The 20,378-nt window shown below is 44.1% G+C and carries 11 protein-coding genes; 4 read left to right on the forward strand and 7 right to left on the reverse strand.

Going from position 1 to position 20,378, the window contains the following annotated elements; translation table 11 throughout:
• Positions 1 to 52: 52 nt before the first annotated feature.
• Positions 53 to 2,722, reverse strand: a complete 2,670-nt coding sequence (gene clpB, locus HCR01_RS22675) for an ATP-dependent chaperone ClpB (protein ID WP_193198366.1) — start codon at positions 2,720 to 2,722, stop codon at positions 53 to 55.
• Positions 2,723 to 3,226: 504 nt separating this feature from the next.
• Positions 3,227 to 3,661 (reverse strand): lactoylglutathione lyase, encoded by a 435-nt coding sequence (gene gloA / locus HCR01_RS22680; RefSeq protein WP_162399364.1) that lies wholly within the window; start codon positions 3,659 to 3,661, stop codon positions 3,227 to 3,229.
• Between the two features lie 296 nt (positions 3,662 to 3,957).
• On the opposite strand from gloA, the gene eno reads away from it, so the two are divergent.
• The gene (gene eno, locus HCR01_RS22685; protein ID WP_193198367.1) at positions 3,958 to 5,247 is read left to right on the forward strand and encodes a phosphopyruvate hydratase; all 1,290 of its coding nucleotides are present in this window, start codon (positions 3,958 to 3,960) and stop codon (positions 5,245 to 5,247) included.
• A gap of 95 nt (positions 5,248 to 5,342) precedes the next feature.
• On the opposite strand, the gene argC is transcribed toward eno, so the two are convergent.
• The gene (gene argC / locus HCR01_RS22690) at positions 5,343 to 6,401 is read right to left on the reverse strand and encodes an N-acetyl-gamma-glutamyl-phosphate reductase (protein ID WP_193198368.1); all 1,059 of its coding nucleotides are present in this window, start codon (positions 6,399 to 6,401) and stop codon (positions 5,343 to 5,345) included.
• A gap of 397 nt (positions 6,402 to 6,798) precedes the next feature.
• Here argC and ribBA point away from each other — a divergent pair, with 397 nt between their 5' ends.
• Positions 6,799 to 8,472 carry a bifunctional 3,4-dihydroxy-2-butanone-4-phosphate synthase/GTP cyclohydrolase II gene (gene ribBA, locus HCR01_RS22695; protein ID WP_193198369.1) on the forward strand — a complete coding sequence of 558 codons (1,674 nt, stop codon included), beginning with the start codon at positions 6,799 to 6,801 and terminating at the stop codon, positions 8,470 to 8,472.
• A gap of 74 nt (positions 8,473 to 8,546) precedes the next feature.
• On the opposite strand, the gene HCR01_RS22700 is transcribed toward ribBA, so the two are convergent.
• Together HCR01_RS22700 and HCR01_RS22705 are read right to left on the reverse strand one after the other, a co-directional pair.
• Positions 8,547 to 9,410, reverse strand: coding sequence for a peptidoglycan recognition family protein (locus tag HCR01_RS22700; RefSeq protein ID WP_193198370.1), 864 nt, complete (start codon positions 9,408 to 9,410; stop codon positions 8,547 to 8,549).
• Positions 9,411 to 9,887: 477 nt separating this feature from the next.
• On the reverse strand, positions 9,888 to 12,671 hold the full coding sequence (locus HCR01_RS22705) for a COR domain-containing protein (protein ID WP_193198371.1): 2,784 nt from the start codon (positions 12,669 to 12,671) through the stop codon (positions 9,888 to 9,890).
• 111 nt (positions 12,672 to 12,782) lie between these two features.
• Between HCR01_RS22705 and HCR01_RS22710 the strand changes: the two genes are divergently transcribed.
• Both HCR01_RS22710 and metH read left to right on the forward strand, forming a co-directional pair.
• A complete protein-coding gene (locus HCR01_RS22710; RefSeq protein WP_193198372.1) occupies positions 12,783 to 12,989 on the forward strand; it encodes a hypothetical protein in 207 nt (68 codons plus the stop codon).
• A 638-nt stretch (positions 12,990 to 13,627) separates the two neighbouring features.
• Positions 13,628 to 17,158 carry a methionine synthase gene (metH, locus tag HCR01_RS22715; RefSeq protein WP_193198373.1) on the forward strand — a complete coding sequence of 1,177 codons (3,531 nt, stop codon included), beginning with the start codon at positions 13,628 to 13,630 and terminating at the stop codon, positions 17,156 to 17,158.
• A gap of 191 nt (positions 17,159 to 17,349) precedes the next feature.
• Here metH and HCR01_RS22720 read toward each other — a convergent pair whose 3' ends face one another.
• Positions 17,350 to 18,705 carry a (Fe-S)-binding protein gene (locus HCR01_RS22720; protein ID WP_193198374.1) on the reverse strand — a complete coding sequence of 452 codons (1,356 nt, stop codon included), beginning with the start codon at positions 18,703 to 18,705 and terminating at the stop codon, positions 17,350 to 17,352.
• 56 nt (positions 18,706 to 18,761) lie between these two features.
• The gene (locus tag HCR01_RS22725) at positions 18,762 to 20,048 is read right to left on the reverse strand and encodes an FAD-binding oxidoreductase (protein WP_193198375.1); all 1,287 of its coding nucleotides are present in this window, start codon (positions 20,046 to 20,048) and stop codon (positions 18,762 to 18,764) included.
• Positions 20,049 to 20,378: the final 330 nt, after the last annotated feature.

Here is a 20,378-nt window from a genome sequence, read left to right on the forward strand (position 1 = left end):
GCAGTCAGGAGAAATTATTCTGGCTCCTGACTCCTGTCTTCTTAGGCTAGTTTTACGGTTCAGGTGATGGCTCTAACAACTTGACAGTTGTTTTTGAAACTGACACCTTAACAGACGATTTTTTGCTAAATGATAGACCATTTTCACCTTTATCAATGAAAATCGTGTCTCCAGCGATAAAAGTATTTTCTAGCAACTTGGTGGCGATGGGGTTTTCGACTTCTCGCTGAATTGCCCGTTTAAGTGGGCGTGCGCCGTAAACTGGATCGTAGCCTGTTTCTACAAGGTAATCACAGGCAGGTTGTGATATCTCGAAAGAGATTTTTTGCTCTCGGAGGAGATTTTCTACTCGTTTAAGTTGAATGCGGATGATGTGCCGCATTTCTGTGCGACTGAGGGTATGGAAGAGAATAATATCATCGACGCGGTTGAGAAATTCGGGGCGGAAGTGCGATCGCAACGCATCCGTCACCCGAACCCGCATCATTTCATACTTGGTGTCATCACCTGAAACATCCAAGATGTACTCACTGCCGATGTTACTAGTCATGACAATGACGCTGTTACGAAAATCTACTGTTCTCCCCTGCGAATCAGTAATTCTCCCATCATCTAGGACTTGCAACAAAATATTGAACACATCGGGGTGAGCCTTTTCAACTTCATCTAATAGCACCACCGAATAGGGACGGCGGCGAACAGCCTCGGAAAGTTGACCGCCTTCTTCATAGCCGATGTATCCTGGAGGCGCTCCTACCAGCCGGGAAACTGAGTGTTTTTCCATATACTCAGACATATCCAGGCGCACTAAGGCATCATCAGAATCAAAGAGAAACTGAGCTAAAGCACGGGCGAGTTCAGTTTTACCCACACCAGTGGGCCCCATGAACAAAAATGAACCAATGGGACGAGATGGGTCTTTCATCCCAGCACGGGCGCGACGAATTGCTGCTGATACTGCTGCGACAGCTTCCTGTTGCCCAATAACTCGTTCATGCAAATGGTGCTCTAATTGCAGCAATTTTTGCCGTTCTGATTCCAACAGGCGATTTACAGGAATTCCTGTCCATTTAGCGACAATTTCGGCAATATCGGCTTCGATGACTTGTTCTCGCAGTAAGGTAGAACCTTTGCTTTGAATTTCTAAAAGTTTGATTTCTTTGGCTTCGCGATCGCGCTGCATTCCTTCCAATTTGCCATACTTCAATTGGGCAGCTTTGTTTAAATCGTAGTCGCGTTCTGCTTGTTCAATTTGCACGCGCAAGGCATCTTCTTCTTTCTTTAAGGTGCTAATAGCTTCCAATAGCTGCTTTTCACCTTGCCATTGCTCATTAAATTTCTGCTGTTTAATCGTCAATTTAGCAATTTCCTGCTCAATACGTTCCAAACGCTCTCTGGTTTGAGCAGTACCCTTTTCTTCTCCAGCTAATGACAGCTTTTCCATTTCTAGCTGCATCAGACGGCGGTCAATAGTTTCTAATTCCGCTGGTTTGGAGGTAATTTCCATTTTCAACTTTGCCGCTGCTTCATCTACCAAGTCAATGGCTTTATCTGGTAAGAAGCGGTCAGAAATGTAACGCGCTGACAGAGTTGCTGCTGCTACCAGGGCTGAATCAGAAATTTTCACGTTGTGATGTACTTCGTAGCGTTCTTTTAATCCCCGAAGAATGGAAATAGTATTTTCTACGCTGGGTTGATCTACAAATACTTGCTGAAAGCGGCGTTCTAGTGCCGCATCTTTTTCGATGTGTTTGCGGTATTCATCCAAGGTACTTGCACCGATGCAACGCAGTTCGCCCCGGGCCAACATTGGTTTGAGTAAATTTCCCGCATCCATCGCTCCTTGTTGACTAGAACCAGTACCGACTACGGTGTGGAGTTCGTCAATAAATAGCACAATGTCACCATTAGATTCGGTAACTTCCCGGAGTACAGATTTCAGGCGATCTTCAAATTCACCCCGGTATTTTGCCCCAGCAATCAAACTGCCAATATCTAAAGAGATAAGTTGACGGTTTTTCAGAGATTCGGGAACGTCACCGTTTACCATGCGCTGCGCTAATGCTTCAGCGATCGCAGTTTTACCTACCCCAGGTTCACCAATTAACACCGGGTTATTCTTGCTGCGACGAGACAATACCTGGATTACCCGACGAATTTCGTCATCCCGTCCAATTACCGGATCGAGTTTTCCAGCTTTTGCCTGTTCTGTCAAATCTCTGCCAAACTTTTGTAAAGCTTCATAACGGGATTCTGGACTTTGATCTGTCACTTTTTGGCTGCCCCGAATAGTTTTAATAGCAGCTTCTAGCTTGGCAATGTCTACGTTAAAGCCTTTTAGAACTCGCCGCCCAATGCGATCGTCATCAGCAAAAGCCAGAAGAATATGTTCCACAGAGACGTAGGAATCTTTCAACTTAACTCTAATTTCTTCGGCTCGGTCTAGTAAAACATCTAAGCTGCGACCAAGATAGAGCTGATCGCTTTTACCAACTTTGGGTTGACGTTGAGTAAATGCTTCAAGTTGCTGTTGTAAGCGAATCGGATCGACCTCAGAGCGAGCGAGGATACGGATTGCTATACTAGTGGGTTCTTCTAAAAGAGCAATAATTAAATGTTCAACATCTAGTTGCTGTTGTTGATAAGCACGGACTATATCCTGAGATTTAACAATTGCTTCCCAGGCTTTATCAGTAAATTTATTGGGATCTGTAGGTTGCATTTTTAGGATTTTAGCTTTGGGATTTTTTAGTTTAGGGATTGGGGATTATCCCAGAGAGTAGGGCTTGGTAAGTGGTTGTAATGGTACTCCCCAATTATCCAAACATTGTTGGCGTATATCCGCGTGTATCTTCAGTGGCAACTTTGGGTTGATAGTTGGTGATAGTTTGATCCATTATCTATATTTCTAATTTAAAACGAAAACACTGTTCTCAGCTGACTTTGCTAGATAGTACCAAGTAGAGCGATCGCTAATTGTGTTCAGATGCTAATGGTGCAATTTACTAAACTTCTATTTAACAATTTTTACAAATGTATTCTTTGCTGCATTACTTCATACTCAACTTGATCACCTAGTTAGGGCTTACGCAAAATTAGGGAAAAACGAACGGCCTTCTCTACGAGAGGCTTCCGCCAACGCGCAGCGTCTCGTAGAGAAGGACGCAAAGGAATAAGAGTTTCAGAGAGTTCTTGCGTAAGTCCTGCTATAATTCTTTCCTCGGAATTACTGGCTCACAAGTTGTTCTTGTGATTCCTGTTTTGCTGCTGACCCTTGAGTGCCCAGCTGAATCAGTTCAACTTTATACCCATCTGGATCTTCTACAAAAGCAATTACTGTCGAACCGTGTTTCATTGGGCCTGGTTCTCGTACAACTTTACCGCCATGATTTCGGATTTCCTCACATGTGGCGTAAATATCATCAACACCAAGGGCAATATGACCGTAAGCATTACCCAATTCGTACTTTTCTACTCCCCAGTTGTAGGTTAGTTCGAGCACTGTATGATCGCTTTCATCACCGTAACCAACAAAAGCCAGGGTAAATTCTCCACCCGGATAATCTTTTCGTCGGAGTAATTTCATTCCCAGGACTTCACAGTAGAACTTCAAGGATTCTTCAAGATTGCCTACTCTTAGCATTGTATGTAGTAATCGCATATTGACCTTTTATCTGTACTCAGTTCAGTATTATTATCTGCCAACATTTTACAAAGCTTGGGGACTGAGAATGGGGGAGTGGAAGGTGGGAGCAGGGGAGCAGAGGGGAAGTTACAGTAAGTCTTCCCCTCTGCCTCTTAACCCTTGACCCTTGACCAATCATTGGAAATCTTCTTTAATCTCAGCCAATAAAGTCTCCTTAACGCCTATGCTAGCGATTGGGTTAGCCACTGGACTAGATGCGATCGGCGCTGAGAACTCACTCGAAGTAAAAGAATACAAAGGACGAACTACAGATGAGTAACATTCTAGATACTACAATCGAGGCGATCGCTGCCCGCGAAATTCTCGATTCACGAGGCAGACCAACAGTTGAAGCTGAAGTACATTTGGTCAACGGTGTTGTAGGACTGGCACAGGTTCCTAGTGGTGCTTCTACTGGCACTTTTGAAGCCCACGAACTGCGTGATGGCGATAAAAGTCGTTATGGGGGCAAAGGAGTACTCAAGGCAGTGCAAAATATCAAGGAGGCACTTGCTCCGAAATTGTTAAACCTGGATGCCCTCAACCAAGAACTGCTAGACCGAACAATGATTGCTTTGGATGGTTCTGCTAACAAATCTAATTTGGGAGCTAATGCAATTTTGGCGGTTTCTTTAGCAGCAGCGAAAGCTGGCGCTGAATCTCTGGCAATTCCCCTATATCGCTATTTAGGTGGGCCTTTAGCGAATTTGTTGCCAGTGCCCTTAATGAACGTGATTAACGGTGGCGCACACGCGTCAAACAACGTAGATTTTCAAGAGTTTATGATTGTCCCAATTGGCGCATCTTCCTTTCGGGAAGCTTTGCGCTGGGGTGCAGAGGTATTTGCCACTCTCAGCCAGGTATTGGATGAGAAGGGTTTGCTCACTGGTGTGGGCGATGAAGGTGGCTTTGCTCCTAATCTAGAGTCCAATCAGGTGGCTTTAGAATTGTTGATTGCTGCCATTGAGAAAGCTGGTTACAAGCCAGGAGAACAAGTTGCTTTGGCGTTGGATGTGGCAGCTAGTGAGTTTTATAAGAATGGGCAATATGTCTATGATGGTAAACCTCACGCTCCTACAGAGTTTATTGATTATTTAGCGCAATTAGTTGACCAATATCCCATTATATCAATTGAGGATGGGTTGCATGAAGAAGACTGGCAAAGTTGGCAATTGCTCACTCAGAAGTTAGGTTCGCGGGTGCAGTTGGTAGGGGATGACCTGTTTGTGACTAACGCTACTCGCTTGCAAAGAGGCATTCAAGAAAAAGCTGGTAACGCTATTTTGATTAAACTCAATCAAATTGGTTCGCTCACCGAAACCTTAGAAACGATTGATTTGGCGACTCGCAACGGTTTTCGTTCAGTAATCAGCCATCGTTCTGGTGAAACCGAAGACACAACGATCGCCGACCTCTCCGTGGCAACTCGTGCCGGTCAAATCAAAACAGGTTCTCTATGCCGCAGCGAACGGGTAGCAAAATACAATCGCTTGCTGCGTATTGAAGATGAACTAGGCGATCGCGCCCTCTATGCTGGTGCTGTAGGTTTAGGGCCGAAGTAAGAGGAGGGGGAGCAGGGGAGCGGAGGAGCAGAGGGGCAGGGGGGAAAAATGAAACAATTTCTTCCAATCCCCAGTCTCCAATGCCCATTCCCCAATCATGGATAAAACCCCAACTTGGGCAACCCCAAAGTTTCATCCCAGCCCATCATTAGGTTCAGGCATTGAATCGCTTGGCCGGCTTGTCCTTTAATTAAGTTATCGATTACTGACATCACAATTACCCGACCAGTACGTGGGTCAACCTCTAAACCGATGTAGCAAAGATTGCTGCCACTTGCCCACTTGGTTTGAGGATAAACTCCGCTATCACAGATTTTTATCCAAGGTGAATTACGGTAAAAAGCGGTAAAAATCGTGATTAAATCATCTCGCACTAGTCCGGGATCGCGTAGTGTGGCATATATGGTAGCTAAAATGCCGCGCACCATTGGGACAAGGTGCGGTGTGAATTGGATCATGAGTTCGTGACCAGCTAAGTCACTGCAGATTTGCTCGATTTCTGGGGTGTGGCGGTGACGGGTTACACCATAAGCTGCTAAGGAGTTGTCTGCTTCGGCTAGCAACAAGTCGGTTTTGGCTTGCCGTCCGCTGCTAGATGTGCCCGACTTGGCGTCGATAATGGCTGTTTCTGGTACGATTAAGCCTTGTTTCAGCAGTGGCGAAAGTGCCAGAAGGCTGGCGGTGGGATAGCAACCGGGACAGCCAATTAGTTGGGCTTCGGCAATGCGATCGCGATACAGTTCTGGTAGTCCATAAATTGCTGTGGCAGCAGTTGCGCGATCATTTCTCGGTATACCATACCAAGCTGTATAAGTTGCTAAATCACTGAACCGATAGTCTGCACTCAGATCCAGTACTTTACATCCTTTTTCTAAAAGTTTGGGTACGATTTGGCAAGCCAAACCATTTGGTAAAGAGAGGAACACTACTTCACAGCGGTGAGCAATTATTTCTGGCTCTATCGCTTCTATTGGTAGGTTAAATGCATGAGCCAGATGCGGGTACAGATTAGTAAAGGGTTTCCCGGCGCTATTCTCATCGCCCAAATAAACCAGTTCTACTTCTGGATGATCCATTAGTAGTCGGACTAACTGTACTCCGCCATAGCCTGACGCGCCAACAATCCCAACGGGTACGCGTCTAAATTTGCCCATGATCTGAAATCCTTATCCCATGAATGGTTAATTCGTTCTCAGCTATCAACATATCAGCGACCAGACGCGCGGCGCATAAAACGCCCCTTCCTTCGTTCCGGGGAGTCCAAAGGAGCCACTGCGTTGGACGGGTTTCCCGGCTTAAAGCAAGTGGCGTTCAAAAGTCCAGAGACCCTTGACCCTTAACCCTTGACTCTTGACTCTTGACCCTTAACTCCACAAAGTGAGTATTCAAATTTCGCCCCACTTTGGTACTAAACCCCAAAAATTTTTATTGATGGAAATTTTTGCCATATTATCAAATCATTGCTAGTCTACTTCTCTGCCTTATAAAGGAGCTACAATCAAAAAGAAGAAATTGTTAAAAAAATTTACGTTAGGTAGCTGGAATTCTTCTGTGTCACAGCCTAAGACTACCCAAGCTTTTAAATTTGATTCGATTGATGCCGCCTTGGCAGACCTCAAATCTGGTCGCGTCGTTGTAGTGGTCGATGACGAAAATAGAGAAAATGAAGGCGATTTGATTTGTGCTGCCCAATTTGCCACACCTGACATGATTAATTTCATGGCGGTGGAAGCTAGAGGGTTGATTTGTTTAGCCATGACTGGCGATCGCCTCGATGAACTAGACTTACCATTGATGGTGAGCAATATTACAGATACTAACCAGACTGCCTTCACTGTCAGTATTGATGCTGGGCCACATTTAGGCGTCAGCACTGGCATCTCAGCAGAAGACCGCGCCCGCACTATCCAGGTTACTCTCAACCCAGCTACAAAACCTTTAGATTTGCGTCGTCCTGGTCATATTTTCCCGATTCGAGCTAGGGAGGGAGGCGTACTAAAACGGGCAGGGCATACAGAAGCAGCTGTAGACTTATCTCGACTAGCAGGGCTATATCCAGCTGGGGTAATTTGCGAAATTCAAAACCCTGATGGTTCAATGGCGCGGTTGCAGCAGTTAATTGAATATGCTCAACATCACAATCTAAAAATTATTAGTATTGCGGATTTAATTAGTTATCGCCTCCAACACGATCGCCTAGTGTATCGCGAAGTTGTGACTAAGCTGCCTAGTCAGTTCGGTCAGTTTGAAATTTACGCCTATCGCCACACTCTGGATAATACAGAACACGTTGCCATTGTCAAGGGTGATCCAGCTAACTTTAAAGATGAGCCAGTGATGGTGCGGATGCATTCTGAATGCTTAACTGGTGACGCTTTGGGTTCTTTGCGCTGCGACTGTCGGATGCAACTACAGGCAGCACTGAAAATGATTGAAAGTGCAGGTCAAGGTGTAGTTGTATACCTGCGGCAAGAAGGACGAGGAATAGGGCTGATTAATAAGCTGAAAGCCTACTCTTTGCAAGATATGGGACTGGATACAGTTGAGGCGAACGAGCGTTTAGGCTTTCCTGCTGACCTGCGCGACTACGGGATGGGAGCGCAAATGCTCATGGACTTGGGCATTAAAAAGATTCGCCTGATTACTAATAATCCTCGCAAAATTGCCGGGGTTAAAGGCTATGGGTTGGAAGTAGTTGACCGCGTACCGTTGTTGATTGAAGCGAATGACTACAATTCGTACTACTTGGCGACAAAAGCGAAAAAGCTCGGTCACATGCTGTTACAAACTTATCTAGTAACAGTGGCAATTCATTGGCAAGATGACCCAGAAGCGGTGACTGAACGTTATGAACGCTTAGAGAAAATACGGCATTTAGCGAGAACTCATGATTTATTGTTGCAGGAAGAGGCGCGTCCCTTAGCGATCGCTTTGTTTGACGAGCCAGCCTTAACAGTACACTTGGGTTTTGATCAACCAAAAGTTGCGACCAGCGATTGGTATCAGCAGAGTGGACATCCTTACTTGCAAGCCATCTTCCAAATTTTGGACAATTTAGTAAATTTGCCTTACATCCAGAAGCTAGAATTTTTGATTTCTCCTGGTTGTGACCCTCTGAGTAATTTACAAGTCCAACTAGATCGGCAGATCTTCTTGGATGGTATACTACCGTCATCGCTGAGCGATCGCCTGGAGACGCAGCAAATTTATAGCTTTAGTAAATAGTCAAGGGTCAACAGATCCTTTGCTCTGCTTGATTGTAATAATCTCAAAGAGAAACGTATAACTCCCATCTTCTTTTAGTTGACTCTGTAAATTGGTTTGGCTTGGCGATAGGTATGAAGCAAGCTGAGGAATTTGTCAGAGTCAAAATTTATTGGGTCAACTTTTTGACCTGAACGGTCTACTTGCTGATGAGTGGTGATGCGATCGTCTGGCACTTGACTTTGAGCAATTAACCAGGCTAGAGAATTATATTGAGCTTCCGTGTAACCACTATGGGCTTGTTGGCTGCTATTATAACTATCTGGCGGTGTTTCTAAAGAAACGTGATATGCAAAATTATTTACAGATGGCGGTAAATCTGGATTAGTCTTCACAGTTTCAGACCCATCAGGACTATCAAATACTGAGTTAGCTGCTCCGAAAGCTCGCTTTTCTGGCGGTACTAGATAAATAATCGTTCCATCTAACTTGATTAAAGTGTGGTAACTCGCTTGAACACTTTCATCATTGTGGGATGCTTGAAAAAAATTAATCGCGCTGGAAGCAGAATAACCAGTTTCATGGAGTACTACAATTGCTTCGTTGTTGAGAGGTGCGCCGTTAATATCTTTGGCGTAGCGTTCTCCATAGTTGCTGGGGTTAACAGCAGCAATTTCATAACTAGGTCTGTATTGTGCAAAAGCCTCAGTTGTACTGTACCTTGTTACAGCTTTGTTCGTCTTGACTGGGGATTTAACGACTTTTTTAGACTCGTTTCCTTGATTTTTTGCTGATTGCAATTGCGCCTTTGGATATTGACTCCAGCTTATATTTTCTGGATTCGATGTTGGCGTATTACTTTGTAATTGTGTCCCTTTTCCTGCAAGCAGCACCAAAATTAAAGCGGCGAACATTAGACAAATTAGCATGACTCTAGTCGCCCAGTCTTTAAACTTCATGATCCTAATATTTGTAAAACGGTAGATATTAACTTAAGTATCTTAATTTTAGTAATAAATTGGTTACAAGTATATCTTTTAATGCTAAGTATTTTTTTTAGGTGCTCCCTCTGTCTATAGGGCTATTTAGAGGCTATTTCTAAACAAAATATGAAGTAGGTGAGCTAGTGCGTTGTGTGGGTTATCCGCGTTGTAGTACGTGGCGTTATGTTATGGCACAAGGTGATTAAAGATAACGAAAGTAAATATTTTTGCCGTAATAAACTCACGATGAATAGTTAAGAATAATTGTAGGTTGGGTTAAACAGAGTGAAACCCAACAAAGTTTTGAAACGTTGGGTTTTGTTCCTCAACCCAACCTACATAATTTAGTTTTTTGGGTTTAACTAAACCGGATTATCCTATAAAGTTAAGATTTACTTCAGAAAAGCTCTAATGAATCAAGTTTCTAAAATTAAATCAAAATTGACAATTGTGTTAGCGTTTGTATTCTGCTGCGTGGTGTTCGCATAGCCATAGATAATGTCCCTCTGGAGTTAAGGTATTTTTTAATCCACCCCAATGCTGCTGTGGATCTTTTTCTTCTAATAGTTGGCGCAAGGCACGCAAAGCAGCACCATCGACACGTTCTGGATCTAAATCTTCACCTCTAGCAATTTTATCTGCTAATTCTAAATCTTCAGATTCTTTGAGTTCAGGTAATTTTGCTGCTAGTTCTTTAAATAGTTCTAAATCATTTTTGAATAGCGTTTCATATTCTTTAGGATCTACTACACCCAGCCAAGGACCAACTATGGGTGCGGCATATTTCAAAACGCGAAATAACCTACTAATATAGGGTGCAGTTGCTCTTAGCCATTTAGCAGGTTCATTAATTTCGTATAAACCGCCTTCTTGGGTGGGATGCCAACAGCCTGGTGCTTGGCAATAAAGTTGTAAATATAATTTTTGTCCAGCTATAGCTTGCTTCCAAACTTTACTGCCATGCGGACGCAGGACAAACACATTAGGACAATGAGAATCTATTTTTGATTGTTCGCGGCGGAATGCATTAGTAAATTCTCGTTGCGTCAGTTCTAAAAGATTATCCAGTTTATTTTTAATATCATCATTACCTTTATCAACTCTATTCTTTAAATCGTTGAGACTATCTAAAACTGCATCTTGTTTAGTCCAATATAATCCCTGTAATAGTGCTGTTACTGATACATCTTCGTCTTCTGTGGCTTCTGGGCATTCAATTGTGAGTTTCTGTTTTTGCAATCGCTTCTGTACTTGTTCGTAGTCAAACTCGTGGGAGCAAGGTTGACTATTATGACCAAGACAGGGAATTTTGCGTTGAATTTGCAATCCGGGAAACCGTTCAAGCGTCTTTTCGATACCATCCTTGAGGAGTACAAAGAAATTCAGCGGGTATGCTCCCCGGACTGTTAATTGCAAGTAGCGTTCATGAGGAAATGCTTGCACTAAAGCTAAATGTTTTTGCTCTGGTGTATCAGCAAACAGGACACCATTTCGCCAATGGGTGTTGGTTGTGAAGCGGTGTTGACGCGCAATAAACCAAGTGGGAATACCCGCAAGAATGGTATTGAGTTGAAATTTCATCGAAATTTCGTGGCACTCGCTTGATTGTTTTATTTGCTGCCATTTCTGTTCATAGTTAGGCGGGTCGAAGGGCAAGCGTTCAACAACCAAACTGATATCCCGGTTTTCTTGAGTGCGGTAGGAAAGGTCAAAACGCTCCATTAGATGCAAAAAGTGGTCGCGCATTGATGGCTCTAAGTCACGCCAAAGTTGAGCCATTTCCTGACGGGTGAAAATGCCAACGCGCTTGATTACTTCTTCGCTTTCCAGTACTTTGCTGATATATTCTGTCACCCACTGGGGTTTGAGGATAACAGTATCGTTAAGTTCTTCGTTGTCTTGGAAGTAAAGAATTTCACCTAATTCATGCAGCCATCGCGCTAGCACTTCCTTGCTAATGTCAGCAACTTTGGACTCAGCCATGATGTCCCACAATTGTTGTGGTGTGATTTGTTTTTTTGGGTGGGTGCGAATGGCATTGGCAGCATTTAGCCAGGTGGTAGGCCAGATTTCACCCATCAAAGGTAACTTGGCAGATGCTTCTGCGATTGTTTGGCGAAGTTGTTCAACGCCGAGGTGAATTTTAGAGCTAATTTTACAGTGTTCAACTATCTGAGGGTATTTGCGGCGTAACTCAGCCAGGGGAAGGTCTGCATCTCGTTCGTCGATGTGGGTGGCGACAAGTAAAATCGGAGATTCCGGGGCTAGGGCTTTGATTGTATCTAGCCAGTAGTAGAGTTTACCTTGCTCAAATCCCAGTCGGGCATTCCAGGCGAGTAAGAATAAAGAGCGGTTAGTGAGAAAGAATTGATGGGTTGCGTGATAGATTTCCTGTCCCCCAAAGTCCCAGGTTTTCAGATGCATTCTTGTATCTGCTTTTGTGGGATGAGTTAGTTCAAAGGATTTAATTTCAATGCCGTGGGTAGTGGATTCTTGGGTGTCAAACTCTTCACCGCGTAATGCTCTTAATAAAGATGTCTTACCTACACCCCCTTCACCAACGACTAGCAGTTTGGAAACCCACTGCTGTTGACTACCCTCTAACCGTTCTCGAAGATAGGTCAAAATTGCCTGTGTTCCTTGCTCGACAATCTCAGGTGGCGGCGAAGTTAATGGATTGTCAGAGAGGTATAGCGTTGTCAGTTGGGAGAGTTGGCAGATTTCTGGCGGCAGGCTGCCCAGTTGATTGTTATGGAGGTATAGCTCAGTCAGTTGGGAGAGTTGGCAGATTTCTGGCGGCAGGCTGCCCAGTTGATTGTTAGAGAGGTATAGCCTTGTCAGTTGGGAGAGTTGGCAGATTTCTGGCGGCAGGCTGCCCAGTTGATTGTTATGGAGGTATAGCGTTGTCAGTTGGGAGAGTTGGTAGATTTCTGGCGGCAGGCTGCCCAGTTGATTGTTATGGAGGTATAGCGTTGTCAGTTGGGAGAGTTGGCAGATTTCTGGCGGCAGGCTGCCCAGTTGATTGTTAGAGAGGTCTAGCGTTGTCAGTTGGGAGAGTTGGCAGATTTCTGGCGGCAGGCTGCCCAGTTGATTGTTATCGAGGTATAGCCTTGTCAAGTTGGAGAGTTGGCTGATCTCTGGCGGCAGGCTGCCCAGTTGATTGTCAGAGAGGTCTAGCTCTGTTACTTTTTCCATAGCAGCTTGTTCAAGAATTTGCAACAGTTCTTCGTTTGTCACCAGTAAACCTCACCAACTCTGTAGCGTTATTTACCAGAATAGTTTATCGCAGGTTAGGGACTGGGCACTGGGGCTAGATGCGGGCGTTGTATCTACATAAGAACGGCTGTAATGTTTAAATTAACAGGATGCGATCGCCTGTTCAGAGAAGACACTCATTACGTGCCACATATTAAAAAGCGCGGTGATGTTTTACTGTGTCGAGTGCCAATGCTTTCTACTGAGTTTTCACCATTTACAAGCTTTGATGATGTTGGGTTTCGTTCCTCAACCCAACCTACTCGTCCGCGAGTATTAAAGACTCGTTCACGGAGCTAAAAGACTGGACGACAAAGCTCAGAGGTTCATTGACAAAGCTCAAAGATTCATTGACGAAGCTCAGAGGTTCATTGACGAAGCTCAAAGATTCATTGACAAAGCTCAGAGGTTCATTGACGAAGCTCAGAGGTTCATCGACGAAGCTCAGAGGTTCATTGACAAAGCTCAGAGGTTCATCAACAAAGCTCAGAGGTTCATTGACGAAGCTCAGAGGTTCATCAACAAAGCTCAGAGGTTCATTGACGAAGCTCAGAGGTTCATTTACTAGTTGCTAGAAGCAGGGGTGAGAGAAACAAGCAAAACTCTGTGACAATGGGGTGAGTGTTTTTTGTTGTGATTGGGGTTAATCGGTGGACTCAATTAATTGGAACTTCTAAGGTTTCAAAGCTGCGGCTGATGGGTAAAGGAACGAACCACGAAGGACGCAAAGAGCACAAAGGAAGAAAAGAAGAGAAATCAAAAACTTTATTTACCTGGCAAAGGTTCTCTGGCAGACCACTAATTATGAGCAATCGCTAATTTTCAGCATACGTGGTTTAATCAAACTCTAATAATGCAACTCTGGCAATTGTGGAAAATAATAAAGTAAGTCGAGTATCACAAGACTCACTTAATTTCCTCATTTCTTCTAGGAAAATATGACTCATTCTTTCCTTGAACGCCTACGTAGTCCAGATAGCCCAGTTCTCGTCTTCGACGGGGCGATGGGAACTAACCTACAAACCCAAAACCTCACGGCTGAAGACTTCGGCGGCCCGCAGTATGAAGGTTGTAATGAATATCTAGTCCACACGAAACCGGAAGCTGTCGCTAAGGTTCACCGCGACTTTCTCGCCGCTGGTGCTGATGTGATTGAAACGGATACTTTTGGCAGCACGTCGATTGTACTGGCAGAATATGACTTGGCAGACCAGGCTTACTACCTCAGCAAGACTGCTGCTGAATTAGCGAAGCGTGTCGCTGCGGAATTTTCCACACCGGAAAAACCCAGGTTTGTCGCGGGTTCTATCGGCCCCACAACTAAATTGCCTACCTTGGGACATATTGACTTTGACACCATGAAAGCTACTTTTGCAGAACAAGCAGAAGCGCTATGGGATGGTGGAGTTGATTTATTCTTGGTGGAGACTTGCCAAGATGTGCTGCAAATTAAGGCGGCGCTAAATGGGATTGAAGAGGTGTTTGCTAAGAAGGGGGCACGCCGTCCGCTCATGGTTTCTGTGACAATGGAAAGCATGGGTACAATGTTGGTGGGTTCAGAAATCAGCGCTGTGCTGACAATTTTGGAACCTTACCCCATTGATATTCTCGGTTTGAATTGTGCCACTGGCCCAGACTTGATGAAACCGCATATCAAGTATCTGGCAGAACATTCACCTTTTATTGTTTCCTGTATTCCTAACGCAGGTTTACCTGAGAACGTTGGCGGTCAAGCACACTACCGACTAACACCGTTGGAATTACGGATGTCGCTGATGCATTTTGTTGAAGATTTGGGTGTCCAAGTGATTGGGGGTTGCTGTGGGACGCGTCCAGAACACATTCAACAATTGGCAGAAATCGCTAAAGAACTGAAGCCAAAAGTTAGACAACCAAGTTTAGAACCTGCGGCAGCATCAATTTACACCACTCAGCCTTACGACCAAGATAATTCTTTTTTAATTGTTGGTGAACGTCTCAACGCCAGTGGTTCCAAGAAGTGCCGCGATTTGCTGAATGCGGAAGATTGGGACGGACTCGTTTCAATGGCGAGAAGCCAGGTAAAAGAAGGCGCACATATTCTTGATGTGAACGTGGATTATGTGGGACGTGATGGTGTGCGAGATATGCACGAGTTGGTTTCGCGCATTGTTAATAATGTGACATTGCCTTTAATGCTTGATTCCACCGAATGGGAAAAGATGGAGGCGGGTTTAAAGGTGGCCGGCGGTAAGTGCTTGCTGAACTCCACGAACTACGAAGATGGAGAACCGCGCTTTTTGAAGGTGTTGGAGTTGGCGAAAAAATACGGCGCTGGTGTTGTAATTGGGACTATTGATGAAGATGGGATGGCGCGAACAGCAGATAAAAAGTTTGCGATCGCGGGTCGGGCATACCGACAAGCTGTAGAATATGGCATACCTCCTACAGAAATATTCTTTGACACTTTAGCGTTACCCATTTCCACAGGAATTGAAGAAGACCGGGAAAACGGTAAGGCGACAATAGAATCCATTCGGCGGATTCGTCAAGAATTGCCTGGGTGTCATGTAATTTTGGGTGTTTCTAATATTTCCTTCGGTCTTTCTCCCGCATCGCGGATGGTGCTGAACTCGGTATTTTTGCATGAGGCGACGACGGCGGGAATGGATGCAGCGATTGTCAGTGCTAACAAGATTTTACCGCTATCCAAGATTGAGGCACGCCATCAAGAAGTTTGTCGCCAGTTGATTTATGATGAGCGGAAATTTGAGGGTAATGTTTGCGTTTACGATCCCTTGGGAGAGCTTACCACATTGTTTGCCGGGGTAACGACAAAACGCGATCGCTCCTTAGACGAAAGTCTACCTATCCCAGAACGCCTGAAGCGCCATATCATCGACGGCGAACGCATTGGCTTGGAAGAACATCTGACAAAAGCCTTAGAACAATATCCCCCTTTAGAAATTATCAACACCTTCTTGCTAGATGGGATGAAAGTTGTCGGGGAATTATTTGGTTCTGGACAAATGCAACTTCCCTTCGTCTTGCAATCTGCGGAAACCATGAAAGCAGCGGTAGCGTATTTAGAGCCGTTCATGGAGAAGTCCGAATCTGGCAACAACGCCAAGGGAAGCTTTATTATTGCCACAGTTAAAGGCGATGTCCATGACATAGGTAAAAACCTGGTAGATATTATCTTGTCCAACAACGGCTACAAGGTAATTAACCTGGGAATTAAACAGCCAGTGGAAAATATCATCCAAGCCTACGAACAGCACAAAGCTGATTGTATTGCTATGAGTGGTTTGCTGGTGAAATCCACCGCCTTCATGAAAGAGAATTTGGAGATATTCAACGAAAAGGGAATTACCGTCCCCGTGATTTTAGGTGGTGCGGCGTTAACTCCCAAGTTTGTCCATGAAGATTGCCAAAACACCTACAAAGGTAAAGTTGTTTATGGCAAAGATGCCTTTTCTGACTTGCATTTCATGGATAAATTAATGCCAGCAAAGACTGCTGGTAACTGGGATGATTTCCAGGGATTTTTGAACGAAGTTGAGGAAACAGCTGAAGTCTCGAAGAATGGTCACAAAGAATCAGTAGCTACAATTGCTGAGGAAACATCTGCTGAACCAAAAGAGGTGGATACTCGGCGTTCCGAAGCAGTGGCAATAGATATTGAACGTCCCACGCCGCCTTTCTGGGGAACGAAGTTGTTGCAGCCTAGTGATATTCCTATTGAGGAAATATTTTGGCATTTAGATTTGCAAGCTTTGATTGCTGGACAGTGGCAATTCCGTAAGCCGAAGGAGCAATCTAAGGAAGAATATCAGGCTTTCTTGGCTGAGAAAGTGTATCCCGTTTTGGAAAGTTGGAAGCAGCGGATTATTGAGGAGAATCTGTTGCATCCGCAGGTGATTTATGGGTATTTTCCTTGTCAGGCTGAAGGAAATTCTCTACATATATATAACTCAGAGAACCAATCACAGCAGGTTGCAACTTTCGAGTTTCCGAGGCAAAGGTCTTTGAGGAGGCTGTGCATTGCTGATTTCTTTGCGCCGAAGGAGTCTGGGGTAATTGATGTGTTCCCGATGCAAGCCGTGACTGTGGGTGAAATTGCGACGGAGTTCGCTCAAAAGCTGTTTGCTGATAATCTATACACTGATTATTTGTATTTCCACGGAATGGCGGTGCAGGTAGCGGAGGCGTTGGCTGAGTGGACACACGCCAGAATTCGCCGGGAATTGGGTTTTGCAGCTGATGAACCGGATAATATTCGGGATATTTTAGCGCAACGTTATCAAGGCTCGCGGTATAGTTTTGGCTATCCAGCTTGTCCGAATATCCAAGACCAATATAAGCAACTGGAGTTATTGGGGACTGACAGGATTAACCTATATATGGATGAAAGTGAGCAACTTTATCCAGAACAGTCCACAACAGCGATTATTGCTTATCACCCAATAGCGAAGTACTTTAGCGCATAACCTTTGTTCTTCGTAAAAGAGAGGTAGGAGGGGCGTTGCTGAATATGAGTATGAAAATCCAAAATTCAATCTCTCAAACTCTTATTCTCTGCGCCTCTGTCTTGAAAAGTTTCCTACGGCGGGAAACCCGCCTACAGAACTTTTCGCTGCGTCTCTGCGTGATACCAATTCATACTTTCACTCAACAACACCTAAATTTTCAATTTCTCTCCTCGAATCGCATAATCCAACAACTCCATCGGATGAATTACCGAAATTTCCTTACCTTGCAACTTTAAATGCTTAGTAATCTGCAAAGTACAACCAGGATTTGCAGAAGCAATTAAATCAGCACCAGTATTCAACAAATTCTGCACTTTTTGCTGACCCAATTCATCAGCCACTTCCGGTTGTAGCATATTGTAAACCCCCGCACTGCCACAACACAAAGCTGCGTCTATTGGTTCTCGTAATTTCACGCCTGGAATTTGCCGCAACAACTGACGTGGTTGCACGCTAATCTTTTGCCCATGCAATAAATGACAAGCATCTTGATAAACTAAATTCAAGGGTTTATCAGTCAATGGCGAAAGTTTAGTTGTTAACCCAACAGTTGCCAAAAACTCCTGAGCATCTTTTACCTTTGCTGCAAATTCCTTAGCTCTTTCTTGATATTCTGGGTCATCTTCTAAGATGTGACCGTATTCTTTCAAAGTATGACCACAACCAGCAGCATTGATAATTACGAAATCTACATCAGTATTGGCGAAACTATCAATCATTTGCTTAGCCAAAGCCTGCGCTTGTTCTGTTTGTCCTTGGTGTTCGGGAAGCGCCGCACAACAACCTTGAGATTTGGGGATAATGACTTCACAACCATTCGCCGTTAAAACCCTTACCGTTGCTTCATTTACTGGAGAGAACAACAGCCGTTGCACACATCCCAAAATCACCCCAACTCTGTAGCGCTTCTCGCCTTGCGCTGGGATAACAGTAGGCAAATTATCTTGAAAAGATTTGAGAGTAATTTCTGGTAAAATTGATTCCATTGCTGCCAAACGGGGCGATATTTTCTTGAGTAAACCCGTGGCGCGAAAGAATTTAGCAAAACCCAACTTTTGATAAACCAATAATGGAATTAGTAAAACTCGTAAAAGGTTGGGATAGGGAAACAGAGAAAATATTAATTTACGAAACAGTGTATCTGGTAAACTCCGAGGATAATTCCGTTCGACTTGGTGACGAGTTGCAGAAATTAACTTGTCATATTGTACACCAGAAGGACAAGTTGTCACACAAGCAAGACACCCCAAACAAGAATCAAAATGTTCTACCGTTGCTGTATTCAGAGCAATCTCACCCTCATTAATTGCATCCATTAAATAGATGCGTCCCCTAGGAGAATCCATCTCCTTACCCAGCACCCGATAACTGGGACAAGTTGCAAGACAAAACCCACAATGCACACAACTATCAATCAACTTCGGCTCAGGCGGATGATTTTCATCAAATCCCTTCAAATTCTTTAAACTAGCCGTATTATTAACAGAATTTTCTGAAACTTGCATAATTAATTCTTTTCCCCTCTCTCTTTGCGTCCTTTGTGTCCTTTGCGGTTCGTTTCCTAAATCCCACCCACAAACCGACCCGGACTTAAAATATTCTTACTATCAAACTGTTGCTTAATTTGTCGCATCAACGGCAAAGCATTGCCAGTGTAGCCCCAAATATCTACTTGTTGTTTAACTGTCACTGGTGCTTCTAAAATTGTGAGAAAGCCACTATTAGCTTGAATGCGATCGCGTACTTCCAAAATCTGACTTTGACTATCCAGCTGTAACATCCCCAAACCACTACCAATGTGAATCACACCCAACTCCACCTGAGTCAAAACCTCCACGGCAGCAGTGGGTAACACTCCTATTTTGCAGGTAATTACAGACTTTGTGGGAGAAGAATGCATATATTCTCGCAATCTCTGCCATAGAGTAGCTTCATCCCCATGTGAATAAATTACCCCATCCAATCCCAATTTTTGCCCTACTTCCAAAAGTCTGTTCGACTGTTCCTTGACACTCTGACTAATACTTTGAAAACGAGCAATTAATCCCAGCCCTTTACCTAAACCTAAGCCAGACACCAGTTTAGTAGATAGCAAATCAGCTTGAGTTGGCGTTAATGCCGAACCTCGGAGGATATCAGCAGCTTGAGATACAGCCTCCGCCATGCCAGTCAATACTACTGTCCCCGATGCCTCCTGTAACGGATAAACACGAAACGTTACTTGACTAATAATTCCCAATGTGCCGTAAGACCCAGTAAATAACTTCATTAAGTCGTATCCGGCAACATTTTTTACTACTCGTCCCCCAGCTTTGGCGATTTGTCCATCAGCACGCACAAAGGTAATGCCTAATAACTGGTCGCGCACACTGCCATAACGCTGTCGCGAGGAACCTGTATCCGCTGTGGCGACAATACCACCAATAGTTGCTGACTCTGGCGTAGTCGGGTCAAGGGCGAGAAATTGGCGAGAATCTGCCAAAATTGCCTGGAGACAAGAGAACTTCATCCCAGCTTCTACCGTGATAGTCAAATCGCCAATAGCGTGTTCAATCAGTTGGTTGATGCGTTCTGTACTAACTACAACATCAATGTTTTTAGCTAAACCACCCCAACTGAGTTTACTACCACTACCGCAAGGTAGGACGCGCCAGTGATTACGGTGAGCCGCTGCGATGACTGCGGCTAGTTGTTCTTGAGTGCGGGGATAGACGATACAACTGGGAAGGTTTTCGGAAGCCATCGCCTGTTGGATACGTTTTTGCTGACTGAATTCGATATTTTCCCAAAGGCAAACAGCATTTTCTTCACCAACGATAGATGCAAGATCAGAAGCAATTACTTTCATCAGTTTATTTTTTACTCCCTACATCTAACTTTACTGGCTAACCTTACCAAAAAAGTGCATAAGTTGATTGTTGAATAGTTCGGATAGAAATTCAGAACCACTTGACTAGTGAACTACTTCAAATTGCCACTACCATTTTTAGTCTTGTCTTTAGCAACTATTAGTGTGAATTTTTTCTAAAGTATGTGACATATTTTATTAAGTATTAACCACGTAACACTAACATGAATTGTGCTTTAATCTAACGAAATAGGAATACCATATATTCATTTCAAATTGCTAAATGTAGTATTTACAATACCTTTTTTACTATCAAATCTGCAAAAAAAT

This window comes from Nostoc sp. MG11 (assembly GCF_014904695.1).
In the GTDB taxonomy this organism is placed as follows: Bacteria; Cyanobacteriota; Cyanobacteriia; order Cyanobacteriales; family Nostocaceae; genus Komarekiella.

Bases quoted from the DNA above. Each gene is read 5' to 3' on its own strand.
- clpB (WP_193198366.1), bottom strand. From the start codon at position 2,722: ATGCAACCTACAGATCCCAATAAATTTACTGATAAAGCCTGGGAAGCA.
- gloA (WP_162399364.1), bottom strand. From the start codon at position 3,661: ATGCGATTACTACATACAATGCTAAGAGTAGGCAATCTTGAAGAATCC.
- eno (WP_193198367.1), top strand. From the start codon at position 3,958: ATGAGTAACATTCTAGATACTACAATCGAGGCGATCGCTGCCCGCGAA.
- argC (WP_193198368.1), bottom strand. From the start codon at position 6,401: ATGGGCAAATTTAGACGCGTACCCGTTGGGATTGTTGGCGCGTCAGGC.
- HCR01_RS22700 (WP_193198370.1), bottom strand. From the start codon at position 9,410: ATGAAGTTTAAAGACTGGGCGACTAGAGTCATGCTAATTTGTCTAATG.
- HCR01_RS22710 (WP_193198372.1), top strand. From the start codon at position 12,783: ATGTTTAAATTAACAGGATGCGATCGCCTGTTCAGAGAAGACACTCAT.
- metH (WP_193198373.1), top strand. From the start codon at position 13,628: ATGACTCATTCTTTCCTTGAACGCCTACGTAGTCCAGATAGCCCAGTT.
- HCR01_RS22720 (WP_193198374.1), bottom strand. From the start codon at position 18,705: ATGCAAGTTTCAGAAAATTCTGTTAATAATACGGCTAGTTTAAAGAAT.
- HCR01_RS22725 (WP_193198375.1), bottom strand. From the start codon at position 20,048: ATGAAAGTAATTGCTTCTGATCTTGCATCTATCGTTGGTGAAGAAAAT.